This window comes from Duganella violaceipulchra (assembly GCF_019166075.1).
GTDB lineage: Bacteria > Pseudomonadota > Gammaproteobacteria > Burkholderiales > Burkholderiaceae_D > Rugamonas > Rugamonas violaceipulchra.
Genome location: NZ_JAHTGR010000003.1, coordinates 209,547 through 234,239, shown reverse-complemented (window position 1 = coordinate 234,239; position 24,693 = coordinate 209,547). Strand labels below are relative to the sequence as shown.

Here is a 24,693-nt window from a genome sequence, read left to right as displayed (position 1 = left end):
GAGAGAACGCCGATGAACGCTAAACCTACGATCCTCGTGGTCGACGATATCCCGGACAACATCGATCTGCTGTGCGCCGTGCTGGAAGACGACTACCGCACCAAGATCGCCGTCAACGGCGAGCGCGCCCTGAAGATCGCCAACGGCGAATCCAAGCCGGACCTGATCCTGCTGGACGTGATGATGCCGGGGATGAGCGGCTACGACGTCTGCAAGGCGCTCAAGGCCAATCCCGCCACGCGCGACATTCCGGTCATCTTCGTCACCGCGATGAGCGAGGCGGTGGACGAGCAGCTTGGCCTGAGCCTGGGCGCGGCGGACTACATCACCAAGCCGATCTCCGCGCCGATCGTGCAGGCGCGCATCAAGACCCAGCTGTCGATGAAGCGGGTGCACGACTTCCTGCGCGACCAGAACAGCTTCCTCGAAACCGAAATCGAAAAGCGCACGCGCGAAATCGTCGCCTTGCAGGACGTGACCATCCACACCATGGCGTCGCTGGCCGAAACGCGCGACAGCGAAACCGGCAACCATATCCGCCGCACCGCGCACTATGTGAAGACGCTGGCGGAAAAGCTGCGCACCAATCCGCGCTTCAGCGATTTTTTGACCGACAAGAACATCGAGCTGCTGTTCAAGTCCGCGCCGCTGCACGACATCGGCAAGGTCGGCATCCCGGACCGCATCCTGCTCAAGCCCGGCCGCTTCGAGGGCAACGAGTTCGAGATCATGAAAACCCACACCACGCTGGGCCGCGACGCGATCCGCCAGGCCGAGCGCGAGCTGGGGCTGGAGGTGGACTTCCTCAAGTTCGCCAAGGAGATCGCCTACGGCCACCAGGAGAAATGGGACGGCAGCGGCTATCCCGAGGGCCTGAGCGGCGACAACATCCCGATCTCCGCGCGCCTGATGGCGGTGGCCGACGTGTACGACGCGCTGATCAGCCGCCGCGTCTACAAGGCCGGCATGTCGCACGAGGCGGCGGTGGCCATCATCATCGAGGGACGCGGACAGCACTTCGATCCCGACATGGTCGACGCCTTCCTGGAACTGCAACAGGAGTTCATCGACATCGCGAAACGCTACGCGGACTCCGATCTCGACATGGAACAGAACCGCGCGAAGATCGAGCGCTTCAGCGGTTGAGTCATTCGGCCAGCAACGCCAGTCCGGGGACGGTATGGTTGGGAGCTATGTCGAGGATCTCGGCCTTGACGATGTCGTGGACCACGAACGGGTCCTGGTCGATGCGGGCTTGCAGCGCTTCGGGCGACGGCCCGGCGGCCAGGATGGCGCCGCCCAGCCCGGGGCGGATACTGCCGGCCAGCAGGAATACGCCGTCGTCGATCCCTTTTTGCAGCCATTCACGGTGGGCGGCCATGTGCGCGGGCGCCAGGCTTTTGTTGGCAGAGAAGCGAAGCAGGATGATGTACATGTGGTTTCTCCTTGGTTAAGTGTCGAGTGACATGAGCCGGGTCTTCAGCCGCCGCACGTCGCGCTCGACGTAATCGCGGTCGCCGAAAGCGTTCGACAGCGTCGCGACGCCCTGGCTGAACGCCAGCACCTGCAGGGCGAGATCGTCGGCGTTGGCCGAGTGGCCGAGTTCCTTGAACTGCTCCCCCAGCCAATCGCGGAAGACGCCGAAGATGCCCACCGCCTGCGCGCGCGAAGGATGACCCAACTTGGCGAGCTCGCTGGTCAGGGTCCCGACCGGGCACCCGTAAAGTTCGATATCGCCGCGGTTGGTCACCACGATGTCGACGAAGCGGAACACGCGCTCCAGGGGCGTGGCCGCAGCTTCGGTCCAGCCGGCCAGCATGGCGCGCGTGTCCCCCAGGCGCGCCTGGAGGACCGCCTCAAGGATCTCGTCCTTGGTCTTGAAGTGATAGTAGAAATTGCCGCGAGAAATACCGACGGCTTCGGCGATGGACGCGAACGACGTCCGTTCATACCCTTGCTGGTAGAACAGCCGGTTCGCGGCATCCACGATCTGCTTGCGCGTTCCCATTCGTGCTCACGTCTCCCGTTGGCTAAGTTGTCGGGAGATTGTAGGACAATTGTCCTACTGTCGCAATATGAATGTTGTTAAAAAGCCTAACTGACGGTACGGAAGAAGCGCAGCATCTCGCGGCTGGCGTCCGGGCCTTTGGCGTCGGTGTAGGTGCCGCCGGCGTTGCCGCCGAACCAGGCGTGGCCGGCGCCGTGCACCACCCAGTGCTCGCCGATCGGCGTGCCGTCCGCCTTGGTGTGGGTGGTCTGCGTGTAGCGGTGGCCGTTCGGCACGCTGCCCGATTGCACCGACTGTTTGCCCTGCTGGCGGTGCAGCAGCTGTTCGATCACCTGTTCGCCGTTGCGCGGATGGACCGTGTTGTCGCTGTCGCCGTGGAAGACGATGATGGGCTGCGAACCGTCGCCGGCCTTGCGTGGCGACATAACGCCGCGCTTCATGGCCGTCAGCGCCGACGGCAGGTCCTGCGCCGAGGCAAACGGCAGCCCCGAATGCACGCCCACCGCCGCAAACAGTTCCGGGTACAAAGTGCCGACGATGACCGCCATCGCGCCGCCCGCCGACAGGCCGGCCACATACACCTGGCGCTCGTTGACCGGGTAGTCGTCGATGATCTGCTGCGTGATGCCGGCGATGATGGACGGTTCGCCCTGGCCGTGCTGCTGGTCGATGGCGCTGAACCAGTTCCAGCATTTGCTCTGATTGGCGTTGGCGGTCTGCTCCGGATAGACCACGAAGCATTCCATTTCCTCCGCCAGCTGGTTCATTTGCGTGCCGGTGGCGAAATCATCCGGGTTCTGGGTGCAGCCGTGCAGCATCACCAGCAGCGGCATCGCCTGGCCGTGATAGCTGGCCGGGATGTACAGCTTGTAGTTGCGGGTGCCGGCGTGGTTGGTGTAGCTGCTCTTGATGAACTGCGCGCCGTCCGGCAGCGCCACTTCCGGCGCCGGGTGCATGATGGCGCCGACGTCGATGGCGCGGTCGATATTGGCTTGCAGGTCGACCTTGATGCCCATGCGGTTCAGCATATCCTGCGCGAACTCGGTCGGATGCGTGGCCGGATTCGGCCGGGCGCCATTGGGCGGCGGCGCCGCCTTGGCCGTGACTTCGGGCGCCGCTTCCGCGGCGGCCCGTGGTGGCGGTGGATTGATGTCGCGCATGGTGGGTTGCGCCGGCGCGGCCGGCGGCATGGACGGATGTCCACGCAGGCTGTCCATGGCCTGCTGGATGGTGGCCGACGCGCTTCGGTTCATCAGCTTTTGCGCCGCTTCGCGCATGTGTGAAAACAACGGTAATTTCATGATGCTCCCTTAATGGATGCGGTTTGCCAGCGCGGTTTTGAGCACCGCGCTGGCGTGCAGCGATCCCAATACGAAAATTGATTCGATCGTTGCCAGCGCCAGTTCGACGGAAACGTCGTTGGCGATGCTGGCCAGTCCCAGTACCTGGATTTGCAGCCGCTGTCCCGCCGCCTGAGTCGCTTCGAGGTCGGCGCGGGTGTAATGCTGCATCCCGAGCACCAGGCTTTTGCGCGCCACCGTCTGTTTCACGACGTCGGCATGCTGGTTCAACTGATTGCGGATCGCTGTGCGTATCAAGTCGGTGCGGTTGGAATAAAAGCCCTCCTGCACCAACAGGTCAATTTGTCCCAGGTCGATAGGACCGAGGTTGATCGTGATCTTTTCCGATTCAGCGGTCTTCAGTTTTAATTCTTGCTTTGCCATGAGTCTCCATCCGGTTACCATCTACATGGATGGTAGTATAGACCTGAAAATCTCCAAGTCAAGCGAGTTCGCGGGCATAATGGCGGCATGAGTGAACCAGCTAACCTAATTCCCCCCGGTGCGCCGGAATTGGCCACACCGGTGCCGTCGCCTTGTGTCAGCCTGTGCAAAATGGACGCCGACCGCCTGTATTGCATGGGCTGCATGCGCACGATCCCGGAGATCATCGCCTGGTCCAATGCGGACGACGACTACAAGCGTGGCGTATGGGCGGAAATCCGCCGCCGTGAACAATTAATCAACTTCGACGACGAATGAACGCGCTCCCCGATACCATTCAAGTGTTTGAACGGGGTTGGCTGTCGTCCAACAACGTGATGCTGCTGGGCCGCCACGACACGGCCATCATCGACACCGGTTACCTGAGCCACGCGCCGCAAACGCTGGCGCTGGTGCGCCATGCGCTGCACGGCCGCCACCTCGACCAGATCGTCAACACCCATCTGCATTCCGACCATTGCGGCGGCAACGCCACCCTGCAGGCGCATTTCGGCAGCCGCACCTCGATCCCGGTGGCCGAGGCCGACAAGGTGCGGCGCTGGGACGTCGAGGCGCTCAGTTTCAAGGCCACCGGCCAGCGCTGCGAGCGCTTCACCTTCGACGCCACCATCGCCCCCGGCGACGTGCTGACACTGGCGGACATGGAATGGCAGGCGCTGGGCGCGCCCGGCCACGATCCGCATTCGCTGATCTTTTACTGCCCGCAGGAGCGGCTGCTGATTTCGGCGGACGCGCTGTGGGAAAACGGCTTCGGCATCATCTTCCCGGAGCTGGACGGCCAGTCCGGCTTCGCCGAGGAGCGCGCCACGCTGGAGGTGATCGAGGGACTGGACGTGCGGCTGGTGATCCCCGGCCACGGCAAGCCGTTCAACGACGTGGCCGGCGCGCTGGCGCGGGCCCGTTCGCGGCTGGACTACCTGGAGGCCGATCCGCTGCGCAACGCCCAGAACGCGCTGAAGGTGCTGCTGAAGTTCCTGCTGCTGGAGCGCCAGCGCATCCCGCTGGCGGACGTGCCGCAGCTGCTGATGGCGATGCCGGTGTTTGAAAAGGCCAACACCAACTTCCTGAAGCAGACGCCGGAACAGGTTGGTGCCTGGGCGGTCGGCCAGTTGGTGCGCGCCGCTGCGGCCCGTATCGAGGGTGAGTACTTACTCAACGAGTAGTTGCGGAGTAGTCGCCAGGAAATATAGAGGAAGCCGCCTAGTTTCGGCACGGTCGTACTATTTTCGATCTATAATCGATTTTCCTTAACTCACCGACAGCGAGTTCGCCATGGCCCTGCCAGCAGCGTTGCAAAACCTTACCCTCCCAGTTATCGCATCCCCGATGTTCATCGCCAGCGGCCCGGCCCTGGTCGCGGCGCAGTGCAAGGCCGGCATCGTCGGCTCCTTCCCGGCGCTGAACGCCCGCCCGGCCGAGCTGCTGGACGTGTGGCTGACCGATTTGCAGAAAGAGCTGGCCGAATTCCAGGCCGCCAATCCGGACCAGCGTGTCGGCCCGATCGCCGTCAACCAGATCGTGCACCAGTCGAACGACCGCCTGGCGCACGACGTCGAAGTGTGCGTCAAGCACCAGATCCCGATCATCATCTCCTCGCTGCGCGCGCCGCCGAAAGAGATGCTGGACGCGATCCACAGCTACGGCGGCATCGTCCTGCACGACGTGGTCTCGATCCGCCACGCGCAGAAGGCGCTGGAAGCGGGCGTCGATGGCCTGATCCTGGTGGCCAGCGGCGCCGGCGGCCATGCCGGCACCTTGTCGCCGTTCGCGCTGGTCGGTGAGATTCGCAAATTCTTCAAGGGTCCGATCGCGCTGTCCGGCTCCATCGCCACCGGCGATGCGATCCTGGCGGCGCAGGCGATGGGCGCGGACTTCGCGTACATCGGCTCACGCTGGCTGGCGACGCAGGAATCGAACGTCAGCGACGACTACCGCAACGCGATCGTGGAATCGACCGCGGCGGACATCGTGTATTCGAACCTGTTCACCGGCGTGCATGGCAACTACCTGAAAAAATCCATCGTCGCCGCCGGCCTGGACCCGGAAGCGCTGCCGCAGGCCGACAAGAGCTCGATGAACTTCGGATCGTCCAGCGCCAAGGCCTGGCGCGACATCTGGGGCGCAGGCCAGGGCGTGGGCCTGATGGACGACGTGCCGACCACCGCCGAGATGGTGGCGCGCCTGAAGCAGGAATACGACGCCGCCCGCGCGCGCCTGGCGCTGTAAAACCCCTGGGGTCAAGTCTGACATTCGGACACGTGCTCTGCCGTAGAACCCAACTACGGCAGAGCACGTGTCCGAATGTCAGACTTGACCCCGGGTTTATTTGACCGACAGGCTGCCGCGCGCAGCCTGTTTGCCGCGTACCCAGACGGTGTCGATGCTGTCGTAGGCGCGGATGTCGGCCAGCGGCGAGATCTTCATCAGCACCAGGTTCGCGACCTTGCCCGCTTCGATGGTGCCCACTTGCGCATCGATCCTGAAGGTGCGGGCGTTGTTGATGGTGGCCGCCTTGAACAGCTGCGCCAGCGACAGGCCGGCCTGGTGCAGGTCCTGCATCTCCAGGTAGCCGTTCAGGCCGGGGATGTTGCCGTAGGTGGGCGACGACGGCGTGTCGGTGCCGAACACGAAGTTGGCGTCCTTGCCAGCCAGGTAGGCCACCACCTGTCGCTGGCGGCGCAGCGGCGCTTCCATTCCTTTCAACACCGCCGCATCGGTTTCATCTTCCGCCAGCTCCTGCTTGAACCATTGGCCTTCGGGCGTCTTCAGCCAGGCCAGCATGGCCGGCGGCAGCAGCTTGGCCAGCGCCGGGTGGTTCAGGTAGGCCGGATCAAAATAAGCATTCAAACCATGCAGCACCTGCATCGTCGCCTGGTAGCCGATCTTGCGCTCGGCGATCTTGTCGAGTAGCTGCCTGATCTCGGCCGGCAGTTCCTTTTCCTTGTCCAGCGCGCCCCAGTGCCACATGCCGTGCGCCAGCACGTCGACGCCGCCGTTGACGGCGAAAGTCTGCGCTTCGAACGAATTGCCGTGGGTGACCAGCACCAGGCCGTCCTTGCTGGCGGCCGTCCGTACCTCCGAATACACGGCGGGGCTCATCACCGGCAGGTTGTGCATGGTGCCGAAGCCGTGTTCGAAATGGGTTTTGACGCAGATGGCGTGGTCGGCCTTGACCCGCGCCACGCCCTTGGCGGCGGTGTAGTCCTCCGGCTTGAAGCGGGCGGGGATCTTGTCGGCCTGCGCCGGGTCGTAGATAAAGTTGGAGAACATCTCGAAGCGGCTCTCCGGCGGTGCGTAGGACGAGGGATAGCCGTTGGCGAACACCAGCGGCGCGCCGCAGTCGTAGACGTCCGGGTGCAGTGGCGTGGCTTTCACCATATCGATGAATTCGCGGCTGCCGGCGGCCAGGTCGATCACCGTGGTGTAGCCGTAGTAGAGAAAGGAGCGCGGCATCTGCGCGAAGTATTCGGCGGCCATGGTCTTTTTCTGGTCGGCCTGCTCGAAGCTCATGCCGGGGACCGAGAACAGGTGGACGTGCGAATCGATCAGGCCGGGCGTGAGGAACTGGCCTTTGCCGTCGATGCGGCGGGCGCCGGCCGGCGTCTTCTTGCCCACGCCACGTTCGACCCGGACGATGCGTTCGTCTTCGATCAGCACGCTACCGGCCTCGATGCGGTCCAGTTTTTCCGGCGACACCAGCTTGACGTTGGTGATCCAGGTCTGCTCGCCGGCCCAGGCCTGGGCGCAGAGGAGGAGGGAAAGGCTAGCCAGAATGCGAGTGGTTTTCATGTGAAGCTCCGTGTTGAGAGGAGCCCAGTGTGCCGCCGCACGCCGCGTTTTGCGTCTCAAATGATGATTTGGCACCTGCTACGCCGGTGTTTTGGCCTGGTCGCGGAACTCGCCCGGCGTCATGCCGGTCTGCTTCTTAAATACGCGGTTCATCGCGCTTTTGCTGTTAAATCCGGACTGTATCGCCAGATCGAGGATGCTGGCGCTGGCGTGCTCGGGGTCCTGCAAGGCCTGTTTCAGGGCTTCCACGCGGTGGCGGTTGAGGAAATCGGCGAAATTGGCGCCGCAGTTTTCGTTGATTAGCTGGGACAGTTCGTGCGGTGTCATTGCCATCTGCGCGGCCAGGTCTTCCAGCTTCAATTCGCCGTTGCGGTAGGGGTGGTCCTGCTCCATGCGCGCGTTCAAGCGCGCGAGGAAGGCGTCGCGGTCGGCGGTGGATAACTGCTTGCTGGCGTAGCGTTGTTTGGGCGGCGGGGGCGGAGGCAGCGCGCGCGGGCGATAACCCAGCGGCAGTCGCATCGCCGTGAAGGCGGTCGCGAACACGAACAGCATCAGCGAAATGCCGTCCATCGCGTCGGTGGACAGCGGCCACTCCACGTCCAGCACCGCCATCGCCAGCGCGACGATGCTCAGCGCCGCGCTCACCAGCCACATTCCCATCAGGCGCCGCAGGTCGCGCACCAGGTCGGAATCCGCAGGCACCCGGCCCACCAGCCGGTAGGTGGCGCGGATGTAGGTCAGCAGGATGGCCAGCTTGGCCAAGCCCGCCAAGGTCAGATACCACGGCCAGCCATGCCATAGCTGCATCCACGCCAGCTTCTCTTCGGCGGAGCGCAGGTAGAACGGCGTCATCGCCAGCGTGGCGACGGCGAAGGGTACGAAGTGCAGCAGCGCGCGCCAGCCCAGGGGCTGGTCCGACAGCATCGCGCGCAGGTAGAGATATTGAAGCGGTCCGACCACCAGTCCCAGGGTGACGATGGCCAGCGCGCTGTGCGGATACTGCTGATAGAGGTGATTGAGGCCCAGCCAGTTGTGGCCGATGATGGCGGCGAATACCAGCAGCAGCGCGGACAGCAGCCGGTTGGCGGTGCGCATCTCCGGCTGGCGCACGCTGAGCAGCGTCGCCGTCATCAGGAAGGCCTGGCCTATCGCCAGAAGAAAGAGCCACGAAAGTATCAAATTGTACATTCCGTCGATGCTGCCAGTTTCCGAGGGTGAAAGCAATTATACTAATTTTAATCTTATCAATTAGTGAAGCTCACCCGATGAAAAAAATTCGCGTTTTGACCATGGTGCTGGCGCTGGCCGGCGCCCAAGCTTATGCCACGGTACTGCCCAACGACGCGGCGCAGCCGTTGGTGCAGGAAGGCTCCGTGCTGGCTGCGCAGGGCAAGTACCAGGACGCGCTGAACAAATTTTCAGCAGCGATGAAAGTCGATCCGGCAGCATCGATGCCGCTGTCGCACATCGCCCATACGTTGTTGATGGCATCGCTGCACGCCAGCGGCGACAACGCGGCCAAGCTGCGGCAGCAGTCGGAAGGCGCGGCACGCCAGGCACTGGGCCTGGACGCGCAGGACCCGCTGGCGCAGGAGGTGCTGCGCTTACTGCTGGACGACAAGGAGTCTTCGCTGCACGTGCCGACGCCCGAAGCCTGGAAGCTCACGCAAGAGGGCGAGGTACTGTACCAGGGGAACAAGCTGGAAGAAGCGCGCGCCAAATACGAACAGGCGGCCAAGCTGGACCCGCAGTATTCGTCGGTGCTGGTGTATATCGGCGACACCTTTTACGTGCAGAAGAATATGCCGGAAGCGGAAGCCTGGTTCCGCAAGGCGGCGGTGCTGGAGCCATTGAACGGCCAGGCGTGGCGCTTCCTGTCGGATGCGCTACTCCAGCAGGGCAAACGGGCGGCAGCCGAAACCGCGCTGTTGAGTGGCATCGCCGCGCAACCGAGCCAGGGTCCCAGCTGGGATAAGCTGGCCGCCCTGCGCGCCGCTAACGGTTTTCCGCTGACCGCCTTGAAGATGACGCGCAAGGCCCGCGTCGGGATGGACCCGGCGACCGGCAAGTTCACCCTCCATCTCAATGACACATCCAGCCCGCCGGCAGAGCGAAAGGGACCCGATGTGTCGGTGTGGCTGACGCTCGCGATGAAAGAGGCGGACATACGCAGAAAAAACCGCGAGGACAAGGTCGCCGACCAGTCGTTCGCGATTGAACTCGAATCGTGGCAGGGCGCGATGACGGTGGCCGACGAACTGGCCGCCGACGGCGCCGGGGAAGTCACCGATCCAAACCTGAAGACCATGCGCATGCTGGCCAAGGCCGGCCAGCTGGAAACCGCGCTGATGCTGTTGCAGTACAAGGAGTCCTGGCGCCCCGAGTTCGAGGCGTGGAAGCGCGAACACCCGGACGGTATCCGCAAATTCGTCGACGCTTACGGCCTGCGGCCGTAAGGACTAGTTTTCGGTCTGGATGGCCCACAGGCCTGGCAGGTTGCGCCAGTAGCCGTAGGCGTCCATGCCGAAGCCCACCACGAAGCGGTTGGGGATGGTGATGCCGACGATGTCGGCCTTGCACGGCTTGGCCTTGCCGATCGCCTTGTCGGCGAAGACGGCCAGCACCACTTCGGCGGCGCCCATGTCCAGCAGGCGCTGTTTGACGTGGGCCAGCGTTTCGCCTTCGTCCAGGATGTCGTCCAGCACGATGACCACGCGGCCGTTCACGTTCGAACGCGGCACCACTTTCCAGACCACTTGGCCGCCCTTGTCGTCGTCGCCGTAGCGGCTGACGTGGATGTAGTCGAATTCGAGCGGGAAGGTCAGTTGCGGCAGCAGATTGCCGGTGAAGACCACGGCGCCGCCCATCACGCCCAGCACCAGCGGGAACGAGTCGCTGTCCGGTCGGTCGAAACGGGCGTTGAGGGTGTTGGCCATCGCGGTGACGGCCTGGTCGACGTCTGCCTTGCTGAACAGTTCTTCCGCGTTCTCCAGCAGGGCGCGGGCGCGGTTGTGGTGGAAGTCTTGCATGATCTTCTTCGGCTTCTAAAAACAGGTGGTAAGTTCGCTATTATCCGCCATATCCCGCCTCACCGCATGCCGTTGGTTTTCCACCACAATCAACGCAGCTTATGTATAGTCGCGCACGTCGTCGATCACCTTGCCGTCATTGGGCAGGCTGCCGATGGTGGCAAACCGCACTTCACCCCGCAATTTGGTCAGGTCGCGTATCGATTCGGTGATGGCGACGGCGCTGGAGGCGCTCGACGGGTCGGCCACCTCGCAGTGCAACGTCATCACGTCCTGCGCCATGTGGCCCGACACCACCAGCCGCGCCTTGACGATTTCCGGATGGCGGCGGGTGACGTCGTGCACCTGCGACGGATGCACGAACATCGCGCGCACCTTGGTGGTCTGGTCGGCGCGGCCCATCCAGCCTTTGATGCGGGTGTTGGTGCGGCCGCAGGGCGATGGTGGCACGCCGGCCAGGATCGCCGACAGGTCGCCGGTGGCGAAACGGATCAGCGGATAGTCCGGATTGAAAAGGGTGACGACCACTTCGCCGATCTCGCCGTCCGGCACGGGATCGCCGGTGCCGGGGCGGACGATTTCCAGTATCAGGTCTTCATCCAGCACCATGCCGGGATTGCGCGCGCCGCCGCTCTGCGTTTCATAGGCGATGCTGCCGATATCGGCCGACGCATAGCATTGCAGCACGTGCGGCACGCCGTGCTCGACGAACCAGCTGCGCAGCGATTCGGGCAGCGCCTCGGCCGACATCAAGGCCTTCTGGATGCTGCTGACGTCCGCGCCCAGCTCCTGCGCTTTTTCGATGATGATCTTCAGGAAGGACGGCGTGCCGATGTAGGTATCGGGCCGCAAGTGGCTGATGGCCTGCACCTGCAACTCGGTCTGGCCGGCGCCGGCCGGTATCACGGCGCAGCCTATGCGCGCGGCGCCGCCTTCGACCATGAAAGCCGCCGGCGTGAAGTGGTAGGAAAAGCAGTTCTGCAGCAGGCCGCCGGGGCGCACGCCGGCCGCATACATCGGCCGGGCGAAACGCCACCAGTCCTGGCCGCGTCCCTCGGGATCGAAGATCGGGCCGGGCGACATGAACACGCGCGACAACTGGCCGACCGGCGTGGTATTGAGCCCGCCGAACGGCGCCTGCTGCTTCTGCAAGGCGTGCAGCTCGGACTTGCGCGTCACCGGCAGCGTCGCCAGCGCGGCGCGGCTGTTGATGTCGGCGGCGTTGACGTCGTGCAGGATGCGCGACCAGCCGGCGGCGGCCTTGGCGCGCGCCACCAGCTGCGGCAGGCGTGACATCAGCTCGCGTTCGCGTTGTTCGGACGAGCGCGTTTCGAGACTGTCGTAGGTATCGGCCATGATTGTTTATCCTTGTATCTCGCGTTGCAGCTTCTTGGTCAGTTTGCCGAACACCAGTTCATAAGAGCGCGTCAGCAGTTCTTTGGCTTCGACGTCGCTGAGGTTTTTTAAATCGTCGACACGCACCCACTTCGCCCGCGCCAGGTAGGGCGCGGGGATGATGCCGGGGCGGTCGGTCAGTTCCAGGAAGCGGTCGTCGTCCACCTTGAAGCTGATGCCCTTGGCCTTGTCATCGAGCTCGGTGACGGCGAACATTTTCGTCCCGACGGAGAACACGAGATCCGCGCCCCACTTGGTATCCTCGGTCGCGCCGGGGAAGGTGCGGCACAGGGCCTTGGCCTGCTTGATATTCATGCGGTGTTGTCCTCTGGTCCTCAGGCCAGCCAGCGTTTGCGGCGGCGGTAAAACTTCATGTCGCGGAAGCTCTTGCGGCCGGCGCCGGAAACGCCGAGGTAGAACTCCTTGACGTCTTCGTTGCTGGCCAGTTCGGAGGCCGCGCCCTCCATCACCACGCGGCCGTTCTCCAGGATGTAGCCGAAGTCCGCGTAGCGCAGCGCGATGCTGGTGTTCTGCTCGGCCAGCAGGAAGGAGACGTTCTCCTTGCTGTTCAAGTCCTTGACGATGCCGAAGATCTCGTCGACGATCTGCGGTGCGATGCCCATCGACGGCTCGTCGAGCAGGATCATCGACGGCTTGGCCATCAGCGCCCGGCCGATGGCGCACATCTGCTGCTCGCCGCCGGAGGTATAGCCGGCCTGGCTGCCGCGCCGCTCGCGCAGGCGCGGGAAGTAGTGGTAGACCTTCTCCAACGATTCCTTCAGCTCCGCCCGCGATGCGCTGCGGGTGTAGGCGCCGGTGAGCAGGTTCTCTTCGATGGTCAGGTGGCCGAAGCAGTGGCGGCCCTCCATCACCTGCGACAGGCCGCGCCGCACCAGTTCATTGGGCGTGAGCTGGTCGATGCGCTGGCCCTTGAACTGGACTTCGCCCTTGGTGACGTCGCCACGCTCGCCGCGCAGCAGCGTGGAGATGGTTTTGAGCGTGGTGGACTTGCCGGCGCCGTTGGCGCCCAGCAGGGCCACGATCTTCCCCTGCGGGACCTGCAGGGACACGCCCTTGAGCACCAGGATCACGTGGTCGTAGATCACTTCCACGTTGTTCACGGACAGGTAGGGCGCTGCCGCTGGAGCGGCCGCTGTGCTGGCGGCTGTCATCATTTTGCGCAGGCTGGGGTGATTTTTTTCTCGGCCGCGTAGGCTGCGGAGCTTTCCTCCAGCAGCTTGCGGGTCAGGGCCTTGTCGCCGACGATCCAGTTCGGCGTGATGGCGTTCCACTTCTTGCCATCCCATTGCTGGACCTTGACCGCGCCCGAGCCTTCGTGGTCGTCGCAGCTGGTCTTCACCACCGGCAGCATGCCGAAGGCGCCGATGGCTTTCTGGCGCGCTTCGTCGACGTTCAGGTGTTCCAGGCCCCAGCGCATTTGCTCGCCGTTGACCGGTTTGCCCTTGCCGAATTTGTCCTGCGCGGTGCGCATCGCTTCCACCCACAGGATGGCCGCGCTGACGCCGCGCATGTGGTACACGGAGCCGATGCGGCTGCGGTCGGCCAGGTTGCCCTTGCCGGCGTCGTAGAGTTTTTTGTGGATCTCGTCCATCACCGGGTAGTTGCCCGGCGTGTTGAAGGTCATCGCGCTGTAGCCCTTGGCGGCGTCGCCGGCCGGCACGGTATCTTCCTCGGAGCCGGCCCACCACACGCCCAGCATTTTCTCGCGCGGGATGCCGTTGCGTTGAGCGGTCTTGATGGCGACCGCGTTCATCGCGCCCCAGCCCCACAGGATCACGTGGTCCGGATTGGCCTGGCGGATTTGCAGCCACTGCGATTGCTGCTCGGTGCCCGGCGGCGTGACGGGAATTTTGATCAGGTCGAAGCCGTACTGCTTGGACAAGGCCTCCAGCACCGGCAAGGGTTCCTTGCCGAACGCCGAGTCGTGGTACAGGTAGGCGATCTTCTTGCCTTTCAGCTTGTCCATGCCGCTGTTTTTGTCGCCGAGGTATTTGATCATTGCGGCGGCCTGGTTCCAGTAGCTGGTAATCAACGGGAACACATAAGGGAAAACCTTGCCGTTGGCGGCGTCCGAGCGGCCGTAGCCGATCATCGTCATCGGAATTTTATCGGTCGGCAGGCGATCGAGTACGCCGTAGGCGACGCCGGTGGACAGCGGTTCGACCAAGGTGGCGCCGCCGTTCTTGGTCTTCAGGCGCTCGTAGCATTCGACGCCGCGCGACGGGTTGTATTCGGTTTCGCATTCTTCCCACGAGATCTTGACGCCGTTGACGCCGCCCGCCAGGTTGACCAGGTTGAAGTAGTCGATGATGCCGCCGTAAAAGCCGGAACCGCCCGCCGCATAAGGGCCTACGCGATACGAGGGCAGGGCGACGTATTGGTCCTGCGCCCATGCCGGGACGGATGCTGCCAGTGTGAGTCCAAGTACCAGGGATGCGATGCGCTTCATTGTCTACTCCTCCAGGTTATTGTTTTGTATGTGCTCAGTGCGGGAATGGCCACAGACGCAGTTTCTCTTTACCGATTTGCCATAAACGCGCCAGACCGTGCGGCTCCACGATCAGGAAAAATATAATCAGGGCGCCGAACACCATCAGCTCCAGGTTGGACGCCACGCTGGTCGGCAGCGCCAGGCTGTGTGCGAAAATATTCAGGAACACCGGCAGCAGCACGATGAACGCCGCGCCCAGGAAAGAGCCGAGCACCGAGCCGACGCCGCCGATGATCACCATGAACAGGATGCGGAACGACAGGTCGAGGTTGTAGGCTTCCGGCTCCACCGTGCCGAGGTAGGCGTAGGCGTACAACGCGCCGGCCACGCCGCAGTAGAAGGAGCTGACGGCGAACGCCAGCAGCTTGGTGCGCATCAGGCGGAAGCCGATCACCTCGGCCGCCACGTCCATGTCGCGCACTGCCATCCACGAGCGGCCGACGTTGGAGCGGATCATGTTCTTGGCCAGCAGCGCCATCACGGCCACCACGCCCAGCACCAGCAGGTATTTGCGGCTCGGCGTGTCGAACTGGTAGCCGAGGATGGCGATCTTCTGCGCGGTGATCACGCCGGAGCTGCTGTAGTTGGTCAGGTAGGGGATCTTGGTCAGGCACCACACCACGAAGAACTGCGTGGCCAGCGTGGAGGCGGCCAGGTAGAAGCCGCGTATCCGCAGCGACGGCAAGCCGAAGGCGATGCCGACCATCGCCGCGCTCAAGCCGCCCAGCACAAAGGCCAGCAGCACCGGCAGGCCTGGCAGCCGCGCCAGGAAGTTATACGAGGCGAAGGCGCCGACCGCCATGAAGGCCGCCGTGCCCAGCGACAGCTGTCCCGCGTAGCCGGTCAGGATGTTCAGTCCCAGCGCGGCCAGCGAGAAAATCAGGAAGGGGATCAGGATCGCCGACAAGGCGTAGGGCGACGCGAACAGCGGCACCACCACGATCGCCACGACGAGCAACGCGAACAGCGCGATGCGGTCCTGCAGTATCGGGAAGATCTGGCTGTCGGCCTGATAGCTGGTTTTAAATTGTCCTGCTTCGCGGTAGAGCATTCTGGCCTCTCAGATTCTGCGGATGATTTTTTCGCCGAACAGGCCTTCCGGCCGCACCAGCAGGAACAACAGCGCCAACACGTATGGGAACCAGCCTTCGATGCCGCCGCCGACCAGCGGGCCGATATACACCTCGGCCATTTTTTCGGAGGCGCCGATAATCAGGCCGCCGACGATCGCGCCCGGCATCGACGTGAAGCCGCCGAGGATCAGCACCGGCAGCGCCTTGAGCGCCACGAAGGTCAGCGCGAACTGCACGCCGTTGCGGGCGCCCCACAGCAGGCCGGCCACCAGCGCGACCAGCCCGGCCACCGCCCACAGCACCGCCCAGATGCGCTGCAGCGGAATGCCGACGGCCAGCGCGGCCTGGTGATCGTCCGCCACCGCCCGCAGTGCGCGGCCCACCTTGGTCTTGGAGAACAGCAGTGCCAGCGCCGTCACCAGCAGGCCGCAGACGGCGGCCGCCATGATGTCGAACTGCGAGACCAGGATGTTAAATTTGTTCATCAGGTACTCGGACGGCACGTCCTCGATCGGCAGGTCCAGCTTGTGCACCTGCGAGCCCCACATCAGCTGCGCCAGGCCCTCGATGAAGAAGGCCAGGCCGATGGTGGCCATGAACAGCGTGATCTCCGGCTGGTTCACCAGCGGCCGCAATACCACGCGTTCGATGGCGATGCCGAGCAGGATCATGATGACGATGGTCAGCGGTATCGCCACCCACAGCGACACGCCGAATTTGTCGACGATGCCGACGCAGGTCAGCGCGGCGAAGAACACCATCGCGCCCTGGGCGAAGTTAAATACGCCGGAGGCCTTGTAGATCAGCACAAAGCCGATCGCCACCAGCGCGTACATCACGCCGGACAGCAGGCCGCCGATCAGCACCTCAAAGAAAAAGTTCACGTTCATTCGCAGGCCTTTCCAAGGTAGGCGTTGATCACGTCCTGGTTGCAGCGGATGTCGTCGGGCGTGCCGTCGCCGATTTTCTTGCCGTAGTCGAGCACCACCACGCGGTCCGAGATGTCCATCACCACGCCCATGTCATGCTCGATCAGCACGATGGTGGTGCCGAATTGGTCGTTCACGTCGAGGATGAAGCGGCACATGTCCTGTTTCTCTTCGACGTTCATGCCGGCCATTGGTTCATCGAGCAGCAGGATCTCCGGCTCGGCGGCCAGCGCCCGGCCCAGCTCCACGCGCTTTTGCAGGCCGTAGGGCAGGCGGCCCACCGGCGTCTTGCGGATCGCCTGGATTTCGAGGAAGTCGATGATCTCCTCGGCCTTGACGCGGTGGGCGATCTCCTCGCGCCGCGCCGGGCCCCAGTACAGGGCCTGCATCAGGAAGTTCGATTTCATCTTCAGGTTACGGCCGGTCATGATGTTGTCGAGGACCGTCATGCCCTTGAACAGCGCGATATTCTGGAAGGTGCGGGCGATGCCGGATTTGGCGGCCGCGTGGCAGTCCATGTTCTTGCGGTGTTCGCCGCGGTAGATGATCTCCCCCTGCTGCGGGCGGTACACGCCGTTGATCACGTTGAGCATCGAGCTCTTGCCGGCGCCGTTGGGGCCGATGATGGCGCGGATCTCGTGCTGCTTGACGTCGAAGGAGATGTCGGTCAGCGCCTTCACGCCGCCGAACGACAGCGAGATATTTTTCAGGTCGAGGATCACCGGGCCGATTTTCCGGCGGCCTGGGTCTGCATCCGCACCGAAGTGGGTGTCTGGTTCGTTCATTTGCATGGTCGTTTCCTCTGTCATGCCGCTGCTTGGATGGCAGGGAAAGTCTTGCAGGACTCGATCTTCAGGTCCGCCGCCACCAGCCCGCTGCGTCCATCCTCGAACTTGACCTGCGTTTCGATGTATTGCGACTGCTTGCCGCTGTAGAGCGCCTCGATCAGCACCGCATACTTCTCGGCGATGAACTTGCGGCGTACCTTGCGGGTGCGGGTCAGCTCATCGTCGTCGGGGTCGAGCTCCTTGTGCAGCACCAGGTAGCGGTGGATCTGGGTGTCGCTCATCATCGGCTCGGCCGCCAGGTCGGCGTTGACCTGCTCGATGCAGTCGCGCACCAGGCCATACACCTGCGGGTGCGCGGCCAGGTCGGTGTAGCCGGAATAGGCGATGCTGCGGCGTTCGGCCCAGTTGCCCACGGCTTCCATGTCGATATTGATGAAGGCGCAGACCTCGTCGCGCCGGTCGCCGAACACCACCGCCTCCTTGATGAAGGGGAAGAACTTGAGCTTGTTCTCCACATAGTTGGGCGCGAAGATGGCGCCGCCGTTCATCTTGCCCACGTCCGCCGCGCGGTCGATGATCTTCAGGTGGCCTTCGTGGTCGAACAGGCCGGCGTCGCCGGTGTGGAAGTAGCCATCGGCGTCGATCGCTTCGCTGGTGGCGTCGGGGCGCTTGTAGTAACAGTCCATCAATGTTGGCGACCTGACCAAGACCTCGCCGTTGTCGGCCAATTTGACCTCGACCCCGGGCGCCGGCAGGCCGACGCTGTCGAACTTGATCTGGCCGTCCGGCTGCAGACATATATAAGCGCAGGTTTCGGTGGAGCCGTAGAACTGCTTCAGGTTGACGCCGATGGAGCGGTAGAAGCGGAACAGGTCCGGCCCGATCGCGGCGCCGGCCGTGTAGGCGACCCGCACGCGCGACAGTCCGAGCACGTTTTTCAGCGGGCCGTAGACCAGCACCTGGCCGACCGCGTAGGCCAGGCGGTCCGACAGCGGCACCGGTTTGCCGTCCAGGATGGCGGCGCCGCTGCGGCGCGCCACCGCCATGAAGTGATGGAACATGCGGCGCTTGATGGCGCCGGCGTCCTCCATCCGTATCATCACGGTCGTCAGCATGTTCTCGAACACGCGCGGCGGGGCGAAGTAATAAGTCGGGCCGATTTCGCGCATGTCGGTCATGACGGTGTCGCCGGATTCGGGGCAGTTGACGGTGAAGCCGGCCGTCATCGCCTGCGCGAACGAGAACAGGCAATCGCCCACCCAGGCCATCGGCAGGTAGGACAGGATGTCTTCCTCGTCGGTCAGGTGCTCGAAACCGACGCCGCCGGTGCCGGCCGCGATCAGCGCGCTGTGGGTCTGGCACACGCCTTTCGGCTTGCCGGTGGTGCCGGAGGTGTACAGGATGATGGCGTTGTCGCTGCCCTTGCCGGCTTTGACGGCGGCGTCGAACATGCCGGGATTGGCCTTGTCCCAGTCCCGCCCCAGTTCCTGCAGGCGGGCGAAGGAGAGCAGGCCTTGCTGGCGGTAGTGGCGCATGCCGCGCTCGTCGTCGTAGGCCACGTGTTCGATGTGCGGGTACAGGCTTTGTAATTCCGTCAACTTGTCGACCTGTTCCTGGTCTTCGACGATGGCGTAGCGGATTTCGGCGTTTTCCAGCACGTAGGCCATGTCGGCGGCCGGGGCGTCCTGGTACAGCGGCACCGGCACGCCGCCCAGGCATTGCGCGGCCAGCATCGACCAGTAGAGGCGGGGGCGGTTGTCGCCGATGATGGCCAGGTTCATGCCGCGCTGGAAGCCGATGGCGGCCAGGCCGCAGGCCAGCGCCCGGACCTCGTCGTTAACCTGGGCCCAGGTCCAAGTTTGCCAGATGCCCAGGTATTTTTCGCGGAATGCGGGTTTTCCTGGGCGGAGCTGACCGTGGGTCAGCAGCCAGCGCGGGAACGTCTCGTTCTGTGTATGCACCAGTGTCTCCTGTTGCTGTTTGCTCGTACTTGTTAAACTTCTGATACGGCAGCCTTTTTATGTGATGATATTAGCCTGCCGCCGACAAGCAGGTTGTCTTTTCGGCGACATTTGACCGAACTTTCCATATTGCGTTGCAATAATGCCTAATCGACATCAGATTACTCTTAAGGAATCACTGCGCACGGCGATCTGGGCCCAGGGTCTGACGCCTGAACAAATGGCGCGTGTGGAGTCCGAGACCTTTGAAACTTTTGTTCCAAAGGGCGGTTATGTTTGCCGCAAGGGTGAAATGGTCGAGCATTGGCTGGGGATTATGGAAGGCATGGTCAAGATGACGAATTTCTCGGCGGCCGGTAAAAGCGTGTCATTTACCGGCGTGCCACCCGGCGGCTGGTTTGGCGAGGGTTCGGTATTAAAGCGGGAGATACTGAAATATGACGCGATGGCATTGCGCGATAGCCGTATCGCCCGCATGCCGATGTCTACTTTTCACTGGTTGCTCGATACCAGTTTGCCATTCACAAGGTTTTTATTGATGCAATTGAATGAGCGGCTGGGGCAGTTTATCGGCATGGTGGAAAATGACCGCTTATTAAATCCCGATACGCGTGTGGCGCGCTGCCTGGTTTCCATGTTCAATTCCCATCTTTATCCGGGATTGGAGAAACTGGTCCAGATATCGCAGGAGGAATTAGGCCTGCTATCCGGCGCCTCGCGCCAGCGCGCCAATCAGGCATTACAGCTGCTGGAGAAACAAGGCTTGTTAAGTCTTGATTACGGCGGCATCCGCATACTCGATCTCGAAGGCCTGCGCCGCTACGAGGCCTGAGCGTCAGCTCCCCGAACTATGAATTCCCGAGCGGGGAAGTCTTGCCCTCAAATCATGCTAGTTTTTGGTGTGTTTGCGCCAAATTCTGGCACTTATCATTGGTGGCGATTGATTGGGAATGTGGTATTTCATGGGATTTGAGTAGACAGAAAATAAGCGGGAACGGGTTATTCGTGATGATAGTCCTGTACTTATTTCCATCAATAGCAGCTCTAAAATGATCCTGGTGTTCAACCAGTAAATTCAAGCTTCCGGAAACCTCTTTGGATTTTCCATAGCTTGTTTTTAATCAAATTCACTCTTCCCTATTGCTGCCAACATATTCTGTCATGGCTGTCATGGCTGCTGGGGCTAGAAAATGAATAAACTTGAATTGCATAATGAGATCATGCAAGCGATTCTTTTGCTAATTGTCAAAGAATCGGTGATTCAATCATGAGCGACCGGCTCAATTTGTCCGATCCATACGGTGACAGCGAAGTTGCGCGAATTGCGTCCGTGCTCGAGGAAAAAGATCACCAAAAGAGGATTCGAGAACTCCAGGCAAATATTGCCACTCTTGAAAAGGCGATGGAGGAACGAAAGCCGGTCCAAGAAAAAGCGGCGCCCAATGGCAATAATAAGATCGGGGCCCGCAAGCATGATGGCTTTAAGGCCATCAGCACGGCCCCCTCGATTAATAGAACACCCATCGGACCCACTATGGTACCGATACCTTATCCAACCGTGCAGGACCTGAGTAATAGTGCCAACACGGCGCGCACTGTCAATTTCAACGGATGTCCGGCCTACCTGCTCGACATCACCACACAGCCCCGCTGCACCGGCGACGAACCGGGAACCGGCAAAGGGATCAAATCCGGCACGGTTAGCGGCGAAGTCAAACCCATCAAAGGAAGCCGCACGGTACGCATCGAAAGCAAGCAGGTTTTGCGCGAAGGCGATCCCTGCACCATGAATGGTGGAAACAATCCTGGAGTTTATGTCACCACATGTTCGCCGAGCGTAGCCCCGCCGAAGACTGCTGTTCAGACATCCGATCCACCGATTGTGCGCAAGACCTTGCCCAATTCCTTGGTCAACCCACCTGCTTGGGATGCTGACAATCCGCTCGGATTGCCAGTGCCGCAATCCTTATCCGAAAAACTGGCAGCGCAAATGCAGCGAGAAACGCTGAGTGGTACCAGCGGAATGGAGCGTTTGAAACGATCTATGCGGAGTTGGCCGAAAGGACCTCAGTTAGTGCCTTGGGACCCTGCTATGGACTCAGCGAAGCAGTTGCGAACAACGAATAATCTGGAAACTGCGCTGCTAGGGATCTTCGGCGGGCCAGGTGTAGCAGCTCGCCTTGCCGGCCAAAGCGAAGAGAAAATAGCGGCGGCCAATCAGGTCGGCTTTGCCGCAATGGGTCTGGCTCTCTCAGTTGCAACTATGCCAAGCCGACAGCCGATCAGCATTGGTCCTAGAACGACTCCCGCAATGCGAAGCACTGTTGTCGGGGGAAAATCCAATTCAGGCGATGGTGTCAGGATTGTTGGATGCAAAGGGCCGTTTGCGGCTGCGCGGCGTTCAGCAGGTGAGTCATACAAGAAAATTGTGGCATCGGTCAAAGGGACCGTGGTCGGCGAATATGACGCGTTAAACCCTGGGCCGTTGCCAGCTAATCGCGCGGAGACTTTTTCTGGTGGTCGGTATGCCGATATTGTTCTCAGCGAGGATACTGTAGTGTACCGTGCGTGGAGTCCTGGTACTTGGGCCGCAGAGGATGGCGGATATTGGTCTCTCGAGAAGCCCATTGGGTCGCTTCAGACTCGTATTGATTCCGCGTTGCTTCCTGAATGGGGAGGTGGAAAACCTCCCTTCAGCTCAAGTATTTGCAGCCAAGCGACCGACTGGACTGCGATAAAACTGCCCGCAGGTACTGCTATTTCGGTTGGCGAGGTGGGAGGCCAACGCGGGGTCTGGGTTGGCGGCGGAAGCCAACTTTTGATCAAAGGCGGCCCCGATTTATCTCTGAAGATTGATGGAGGAAAGTTAAAATGATTACCAAAGACTGCACATGTGACGCAAATAGATTCTCTGGAGGATTTCGTTCGCCCTCTGAATATATAACTTTGACGACTTGGATTGCACAAAATTCAAATTTTCAGCAAACGCCAGTATTAACGCCGTACGATACGGTCGGCAGCAAAGAGAAATGGTACAGCTGTGCGTTATGTCATCAAGTCTGGCGACTGGTAGATCCCGACCCACCATTTACCGGCGTGTGGGAGCGGGTGACAGACTGAGTGGCTACGTAGTTGAAGTATCTTGAAGGGTACTGCTGCGTCTTTCTAGCCAGCGATCATGTATTTCCTGCATCGTAAGCCAACTCTCCGGCGAACTTCCTAAGCCCACCGCCAAGCGCCGTGCCATTTAAAGTTCAAGGCCTGTGCCCCAGGCAATCGCGGTATCATGGCGACAAGCGATGCCGCATTGGCGGCGCACCGGAAATCGACTTATCCCATGCATATTCCAGAAACCTCTCACGTTGTCGAGCGCCTGGCGTTGTTGCGCGCTGCGATGCGCCAACAACAGATCGACGCCCTGATCGTGCCTTCCGCCGATCCTCATTTGTCCGAATATCTGCCGGCACGCTGGCAGGGCCGTGAATGGTTGTCGGGTTTTACTGGCTCGGTCGGCACCTTTATTATCACGCCGGAGTTTGCCGGCATCTGGACCGACGCCCGTTATTGGACCCAGGCCGAGCAGCAATTGGCCGGTACTGGTATTGCGCTGATGAAACTAACCTCCGGCGCCAGCGTGCAATATGTCGACTGGCTGGCCGCGACCATGAAGTCCGGCCAGACGGCGGCGGTCGACGGCGCGGTACTTGGCCTGTCCATCGCCCGCCTGCTGGAAACGGCGCTGCGCGCGAAGAACGTCACGCTGCGCTCCGATTTCGATCTGTTGGATCAAGTTTGGGCCGACCGGCCCGCGCTGCCGGCGGCGCCGGTGTACGAGCATCTTCCACCGTTCGCGTCCCAAACCCGCGCCGAAAAACTTGTCAATTTACGCAAGACGATGCGGCAGCTGGGCGCGCAACGCCACCTGATCTCGACGCTGGACGATATCGCCTACCTGTTCAACCTGCGCGGCGCCGACGTCAATTACAACCCGATCTTCCTGTCGCACGCGCTGATCGGCCCGGACCGCGCCACCTTGTTCGTCGCCGACGGCAAGGTTTCGCCGGCGCTGAGCGCCACCTTGGCGGAGGACGGCGTCGATGTCGCTCCCTATCAATCGGCCGCCGCCGCGCTGGCCGCGCTGCCTGCCGACAGCACCTTGCTGATCGATCCGCGCCGCCTGACCTACGGCACGCGCCAGTGGATCCCGGCCACGGTCCGGGTGATCGAGGCGATCAACCCGACCACCTTCGCCAAATCGAAGAAAAGCGACGGCGATGCGGCACACGTGCGCGCCACCATGGAGCAGGACGGCGCCGCCCTGTGCGAATTCTTCACCTGGCTGGAGCAAACGCTGGCCGATCCGCAGCGCCCAGCGCTGACCGAACTGGCGATCGACCGTGAAATCACGGCCGCGCGCGCACGCCGGCCGGGCTTCGTCAGCCCCAGCTTCTCCACCATCGCCGGCTTCCGCTCCAACGGCGCGATCATGCATTACCGCGCCACCGAAGCCCAGCACTCCGTCATCGAAGGCGACGGCCTGTTGTTGATCGACTCCGGCGGCCAGTATTTAGGCGGCACCACCGACATCACCCGCGTGGTCGGCGTGGGCGCCCTCACGGCCGAGCACCGACGCGATTTCACGCTGGTGCTCAAGGGCGTGATCGCCCTGTCCTCGGCGCGCTTCCCGCGCGGCACCAAATCGCCGATGCTCGACGCCATCGCCCGCGCGCCGCTGTGGGCCGAGGGCCTGGACTTCGGCCACGGCACCGGCCACGGCGTCGGCTACTTCCTCAACGTGCACGAAGGCCCGCAGTCGATTTCGCAATCGGCGATGCCCGAGCCGCACACCGCCATGGAACCAGGCATGATTACATCGATAGAACCGGGCCTGTACCGGCCCGGCAAGTGGGGCATCCGGATTGAAAACCTGGTGCTGAACCGTCCCGCGGGACAGACCGAATTCGGCGAGTTCCTCGATTTCGAGACGCTGACGCTGTGCCCGATCGACACCCGCTGCATCGAGTCCTCGCTGCTGCGCGACGACGAGAAACGTTGGCTGAACGACTATCACGCCACGGTGCGCCAGCGATTGCGCCCGCTGCTGTCCGGCGCCGCGCTGGCCTGGCTGCAAACCCGCACGGAGGCGCTATGAGCGGCCGCGCAACCCGGGCCACGACGGCCGTCGACCGTCTCAAGGTTCGTAGTGGAAACGCCAAGTATTCGATGTCGCGCACCGGCAGCGGCCACTTCTTCCTGACCGAAGGCGCCGGCCAGCCGCCGCTGTGCGCGCCGCTGGAGCTCGACGACTTCGTCGCCTTCGTCAACGGCATTTCGCCGGGGCCGCCCCGGCGCGTGAGCAAGCTCGATGTCGCGTTCGAAAAACAGCTCGTGAAAAAAACGCCGTAGCGCCACCACTGAAAGAGAC

General features: G+C 62.4%; 24 protein-coding genes. 9 read left to right on the top strand and 15 right to left on the bottom strand.

Annotated features, from left to right (window positions below):
• Nucleotides 1-12: 12 nt before the first annotated feature.
• Nucleotides 13-1,146: a response regulator gene (locus KVP70_RS06955; RefSeq protein WP_217941424.1), complete on the top strand. Its 1,134-nt coding sequence runs from the start codon at nt 13-15 to the stop codon at nt 1,144-1,146.
• Between the two features lies 1 nt (nt 1,147).
• On the opposite strand, the gene KVP70_RS06950 is transcribed toward KVP70_RS06955, so the two are convergent.
• The 4 genes from KVP70_RS06950 to KVP70_RS06935 all read right to left on the bottom strand — a co-directional run bounded on the left by KVP70_RS06950 (nt 1,148) and on the right by KVP70_RS06935 (nt 3,732).
• Entirely contained in the window at nt 1,148-1,435 is a 288-nt protein-coding gene (locus tag KVP70_RS06950; RefSeq protein WP_217941423.1) for a YciI family protein, read from the bottom strand.
• Between the two features lie 15 nt (nt 1,436-1,450).
• The gene (locus KVP70_RS06945) at nt 1,451-2,008 is read right to left on the bottom strand and encodes a TetR/AcrR family transcriptional regulator (protein ID WP_217941422.1); all 558 of its coding nucleotides are present in this window, start codon (nt 2,006-2,008) and stop codon (nt 1,451-1,453) included.
• Nucleotides 2,009-2,094: 86 nt separating this feature from the next.
• Nucleotides 2,095-3,285, bottom strand: coding sequence for an extracellular catalytic domain type 1 short-chain-length polyhydroxyalkanoate depolymerase (locus KVP70_RS06940; RefSeq protein WP_217941700.1), 1,191 nt, complete (start codon nt 3,283-3,285; stop codon nt 2,095-2,097).
• 33 nt (nt 3,286-3,318) lie between these two features.
• Nucleotides 3,319-3,732 carry a ribbon-helix-helix domain-containing protein gene (locus KVP70_RS06935; protein ID WP_217941421.1) on the bottom strand — a complete coding sequence of 138 codons (414 nt, stop codon included), beginning with the start codon at nt 3,730-3,732 and terminating at the stop codon, nt 3,319-3,321.
• 87 nt (nt 3,733-3,819) lie between these two features.
• On the opposite strand from KVP70_RS06935, the gene KVP70_RS06930 reads away from it, so the two are divergent.
• From KVP70_RS06930 to KVP70_RS06920, 3 genes are all read left to right on the top strand, one after another.
• A complete protein-coding gene (locus KVP70_RS06930; RefSeq protein WP_217941420.1) occupies nt 3,820-4,050 on the top strand; it encodes a DUF1289 domain-containing protein in 231 nt (76 codons plus the stop codon).
• Nucleotides 4,047-4,955, top strand: coding sequence for an MBL fold metallo-hydrolase (locus tag KVP70_RS06925; RefSeq protein WP_217941419.1), 909 nt, complete (start codon nt 4,047-4,049; stop codon nt 4,953-4,955). Before KVP70_RS06930 ends, KVP70_RS06925 begins: the two co-directional genes overlap by 4 nt.
• Before the next feature lie 109 nt (nt 4,956-5,064).
• A complete protein-coding gene (locus tag KVP70_RS06920; RefSeq protein WP_026334789.1) occupies nt 5,065-6,018 on the top strand; it encodes an NAD(P)H-dependent flavin oxidoreductase in 954 nt (317 codons plus the stop codon).
• Between the two features lie 96 nt (nt 6,019-6,114).
• Here the strand turns inward: KVP70_RS06920 and KVP70_RS06915 are convergent, their stop codons facing one another.
• Both KVP70_RS06915 and KVP70_RS06910 read right to left on the bottom strand, forming a co-directional pair.
• A complete protein-coding gene (locus KVP70_RS06915; RefSeq protein WP_217941418.1) occupies nt 6,115-7,581 on the bottom strand; it encodes an amidohydrolase family protein in 1,467 nt (488 codons plus the stop codon).
• Between the two features lie 78 nt (nt 7,582-7,659).
• Complete coding sequence (locus KVP70_RS06910; protein ID WP_217941417.1) at nt 7,660-8,769, bottom strand: AraC family transcriptional regulator; 1,110 nt, start codon at nt 8,767-8,769, stop codon at nt 7,660-7,662.
• Between the two features lie 77 nt (nt 8,770-8,846).
• Between KVP70_RS06910 and KVP70_RS06905 the strand changes: the two genes are divergently transcribed.
• The gene (locus KVP70_RS06905) at nt 8,847-10,037 is read left to right on the top strand and encodes a tetratricopeptide repeat protein (RefSeq protein ID WP_217941416.1); all 1,191 of its coding nucleotides are present in this window, start codon (nt 8,847-8,849) and stop codon (nt 10,035-10,037) included.
• Nucleotides 10,038-10,040: 3 nt separating this feature from the next.
• Here the strand turns inward: KVP70_RS06905 and KVP70_RS06900 are convergent, their stop codons facing one another.
• From KVP70_RS06900 to KVP70_RS06860, 9 genes are all read right to left on the bottom strand, one after another.
• Nucleotides 10,041-10,610: a hypoxanthine-guanine phosphoribosyltransferase gene (locus tag KVP70_RS06900; RefSeq protein WP_217941415.1), complete on the bottom strand. Its 570-nt coding sequence runs from the start codon at nt 10,608-10,610 to the stop codon at nt 10,041-10,043.
• A gap of 99 nt (nt 10,611-10,709) precedes the next feature.
• Nucleotides 10,710-11,966, bottom strand: coding sequence for a phenylacetate--CoA ligase family protein (locus KVP70_RS06895; protein WP_217941414.1), 1,257 nt, complete (start codon nt 11,964-11,966; stop codon nt 10,710-10,712).
• Between the two features lie 6 nt (nt 11,967-11,972).
• Complete coding sequence (locus KVP70_RS06890; RefSeq protein ID WP_217941413.1) at nt 11,973-12,320, bottom strand: MmcQ/YjbR family DNA-binding protein; 348 nt, start codon at nt 12,318-12,320, stop codon at nt 11,973-11,975.
• A gap of 20 nt (nt 12,321-12,340) precedes the next feature.
• Nucleotides 12,341-13,180, bottom strand: coding sequence for an ABC transporter ATP-binding protein (locus tag KVP70_RS06885; RefSeq protein ID WP_217941412.1), 840 nt, complete (start codon nt 13,178-13,180; stop codon nt 12,341-12,343).
• A complete protein-coding gene (locus KVP70_RS06880) occupies nt 13,177-14,475 on the bottom strand; it encodes an ABC transporter substrate-binding protein (RefSeq protein ID WP_217941411.1) in 1,299 nt (432 codons plus the stop codon). Before KVP70_RS06880 ends, KVP70_RS06885 begins: the two co-directional genes overlap by 4 nt.
• Before the next feature lie 34 nt (nt 14,476-14,509).
• Nucleotides 14,510-15,568 (bottom strand): branched-chain amino acid ABC transporter permease, encoded by a 1,059-nt coding sequence (locus KVP70_RS06875; RefSeq protein WP_217941410.1) that lies wholly within the window; start codon nt 15,566-15,568, stop codon nt 14,510-14,512.
• 9 nt (nt 15,569-15,577) lie between these two features.
• A complete protein-coding gene (locus tag KVP70_RS06870) occupies nt 15,578-16,474 on the bottom strand; it encodes a branched-chain amino acid ABC transporter permease (protein WP_217941699.1) in 897 nt (298 codons plus the stop codon).
• A gap of 2 nt (nt 16,475-16,476) precedes the next feature.
• Nucleotides 16,477-17,310 (bottom strand): ABC transporter ATP-binding protein, encoded by an 834-nt coding sequence (locus tag KVP70_RS06865; protein ID WP_116991432.1) that lies wholly within the window; start codon nt 17,308-17,310, stop codon nt 16,477-16,479.
• 14 nt (nt 17,311-17,324) lie between these two features.
• Nucleotides 17,325-19,271: an AMP-binding protein gene (locus KVP70_RS06860; protein ID WP_229224687.1), complete on the bottom strand. Its 1,947-nt coding sequence runs from the start codon at nt 19,269-19,271 to the stop codon at nt 17,325-17,327.
• A gap of 139 nt (nt 19,272-19,410) precedes the next feature.
• Between KVP70_RS06860 and KVP70_RS06855 the strand changes: the two genes are divergently transcribed.
• The 4 genes from KVP70_RS06855 to KVP70_RS06840 all read left to right on the top strand — a co-directional run bounded on the left by KVP70_RS06855 (nt 19,411) and on the right by KVP70_RS06840 (nt 24,674).
• Nucleotides 19,411-20,100 carry a Crp/Fnr family transcriptional regulator gene (locus tag KVP70_RS06855; protein ID WP_217941407.1) on the top strand — a complete coding sequence of 230 codons (690 nt, stop codon included), beginning with the start codon at nt 19,411-19,413 and terminating at the stop codon, nt 20,098-20,100.
• 435 nt (nt 20,101-20,535) lie between these two features.
• The gene (locus tag KVP70_RS06850; RefSeq protein ID WP_229224657.1) at nt 20,536-22,143 is read left to right on the top strand and encodes a DUF4150 domain-containing protein; all 1,608 of its coding nucleotides are present in this window, start codon (nt 20,536-20,538) and stop codon (nt 22,141-22,143) included.
• Nucleotides 22,144-22,605: 462 nt separating this feature from the next.
• Nucleotides 22,606-24,420 (top strand): aminopeptidase P family protein, encoded by a 1,815-nt coding sequence (locus tag KVP70_RS06845; RefSeq protein WP_217941406.1) that lies wholly within the window; start codon nt 22,606-22,608, stop codon nt 24,418-24,420.
• Nucleotides 24,417-24,674 carry a hypothetical protein gene (locus tag KVP70_RS06840; RefSeq protein WP_020704035.1) on the top strand — a complete coding sequence of 86 codons (258 nt, stop codon included), beginning with the start codon at nt 24,417-24,419 and terminating at the stop codon, nt 24,672-24,674. Before KVP70_RS06845 ends, KVP70_RS06840 begins: the two co-directional genes overlap by 4 nt.
• Nucleotides 24,675-24,693: the final 19 nt, after the last annotated feature.

Coding starts and splice junctions, on each gene's coding strand:
- KVP70_RS06895 (WP_217941414.1), bottom strand. CDS start 11,966: ATGGCCGATACCTACGACAGTCTCGAAACGCGCTCGTCCGAACAACGC.
- KVP70_RS06845 (WP_217941406.1), top strand. CDS start 22,606: ATGCATATTCCAGAAACCTCTCACGTTGTCGAGCGCCTGGCGTTGTTG.
- KVP70_RS06905 (WP_217941416.1), top strand. CDS start 8,847: ATGAAAAAAATTCGCGTTTTGACCATGGTGCTGGCGCTGGCCGGCGCC.
- KVP70_RS06850 (WP_229224657.1), top strand. CDS start 20,536: ATGAGCGACCGGCTCAATTTGTCCGATCCATACGGTGACAGCGAAGTT.
- KVP70_RS06855 (WP_217941407.1), top strand. CDS start 19,411: ATGCCTAATCGACATCAGATTACTCTTAAGGAATCACTGCGCACGGCG.
- KVP70_RS06925 (WP_217941419.1), top strand. CDS start 4,047: ATGAACGCGCTCCCCGATACCATTCAAGTGTTTGAACGGGGTTGGCTG.
- KVP70_RS06910 (WP_217941417.1), bottom strand. CDS start 8,769: ATGTACAATTTGATACTTTCGTGGCTCTTTCTTCTGGCGATAGGCCAG.
- KVP70_RS06950 (WP_217941423.1), bottom strand. CDS start 1,435: ATGTACATCATCCTGCTTCGCTTCTCTGCCAACAAAAGCCTGGCGCCC.
- KVP70_RS06885 (WP_217941412.1), bottom strand. CDS start 13,180: ATGATGACAGCCGCCAGCACAGCGGCCGCTCCAGCGGCAGCGCCCTAC.
- KVP70_RS06865 (WP_116991432.1), bottom strand. CDS start 17,310: ATGCAAATGAACGAACCAGACACCCACTTCGGTGCGGATGCAGACCCA.
- KVP70_RS06935 (WP_217941421.1), bottom strand. CDS start 3,732: ATGGCAAAGCAAGAATTAAAACTGAAGACCGCTGAATCGGAAAAGATC.
- KVP70_RS06880 (WP_217941411.1), bottom strand. CDS start 14,475: ATGAAGCGCATCGCATCCCTGGTACTTGGACTCACACTGGCAGCATCC.
- KVP70_RS06920 (WP_026334789.1), top strand. CDS start 5,065: ATGGCCCTGCCAGCAGCGTTGCAAAACCTTACCCTCCCAGTTATCGCA.
- KVP70_RS06900 (WP_217941415.1), bottom strand. CDS start 10,610: ATGCAAGACTTCCACCACAACCGCGCCCGCGCCCTGCTGGAGAACGCG.
- KVP70_RS06940 (WP_217941700.1), bottom strand. CDS start 3,285: ATGCGCGAAGCGGCGCAAAAGCTGATGAACCGAAGCGCGTCGGCCACC.
- KVP70_RS06945 (WP_217941422.1), bottom strand. CDS start 2,008: ATGGGAACGCGCAAGCAGATCGTGGATGCCGCGAACCGGCTGTTCTAC.
- KVP70_RS06840 (WP_020704035.1), top strand. CDS start 24,417: ATGAGCGGCCGCGCAACCCGGGCCACGACGGCCGTCGACCGTCTCAAG.
- KVP70_RS06890 (WP_217941413.1), bottom strand. CDS start 12,320: ATGAATATCAAGCAGGCCAAGGCCCTGTGCCGCACCTTCCCCGGCGCG.
- KVP70_RS06875 (WP_217941410.1), bottom strand. CDS start 15,568: ATGCTCTACCGCGAAGCAGGACAATTTAAAACCAGCTATCAGGCCGAC.
- KVP70_RS06930 (WP_217941420.1), top strand. CDS start 3,820: ATGAGTGAACCAGCTAACCTAATTCCCCCCGGTGCGCCGGAATTGGCC.
- KVP70_RS06955 (WP_217941424.1), top strand. CDS start 13: ATGAACGCTAAACCTACGATCCTCGTGGTCGACGATATCCCGGACAAC.
- KVP70_RS06915 (WP_217941418.1), bottom strand. CDS start 7,581: ATGAAAACCACTCGCATTCTGGCTAGCCTTTCCCTCCTCCTCTGCGCC.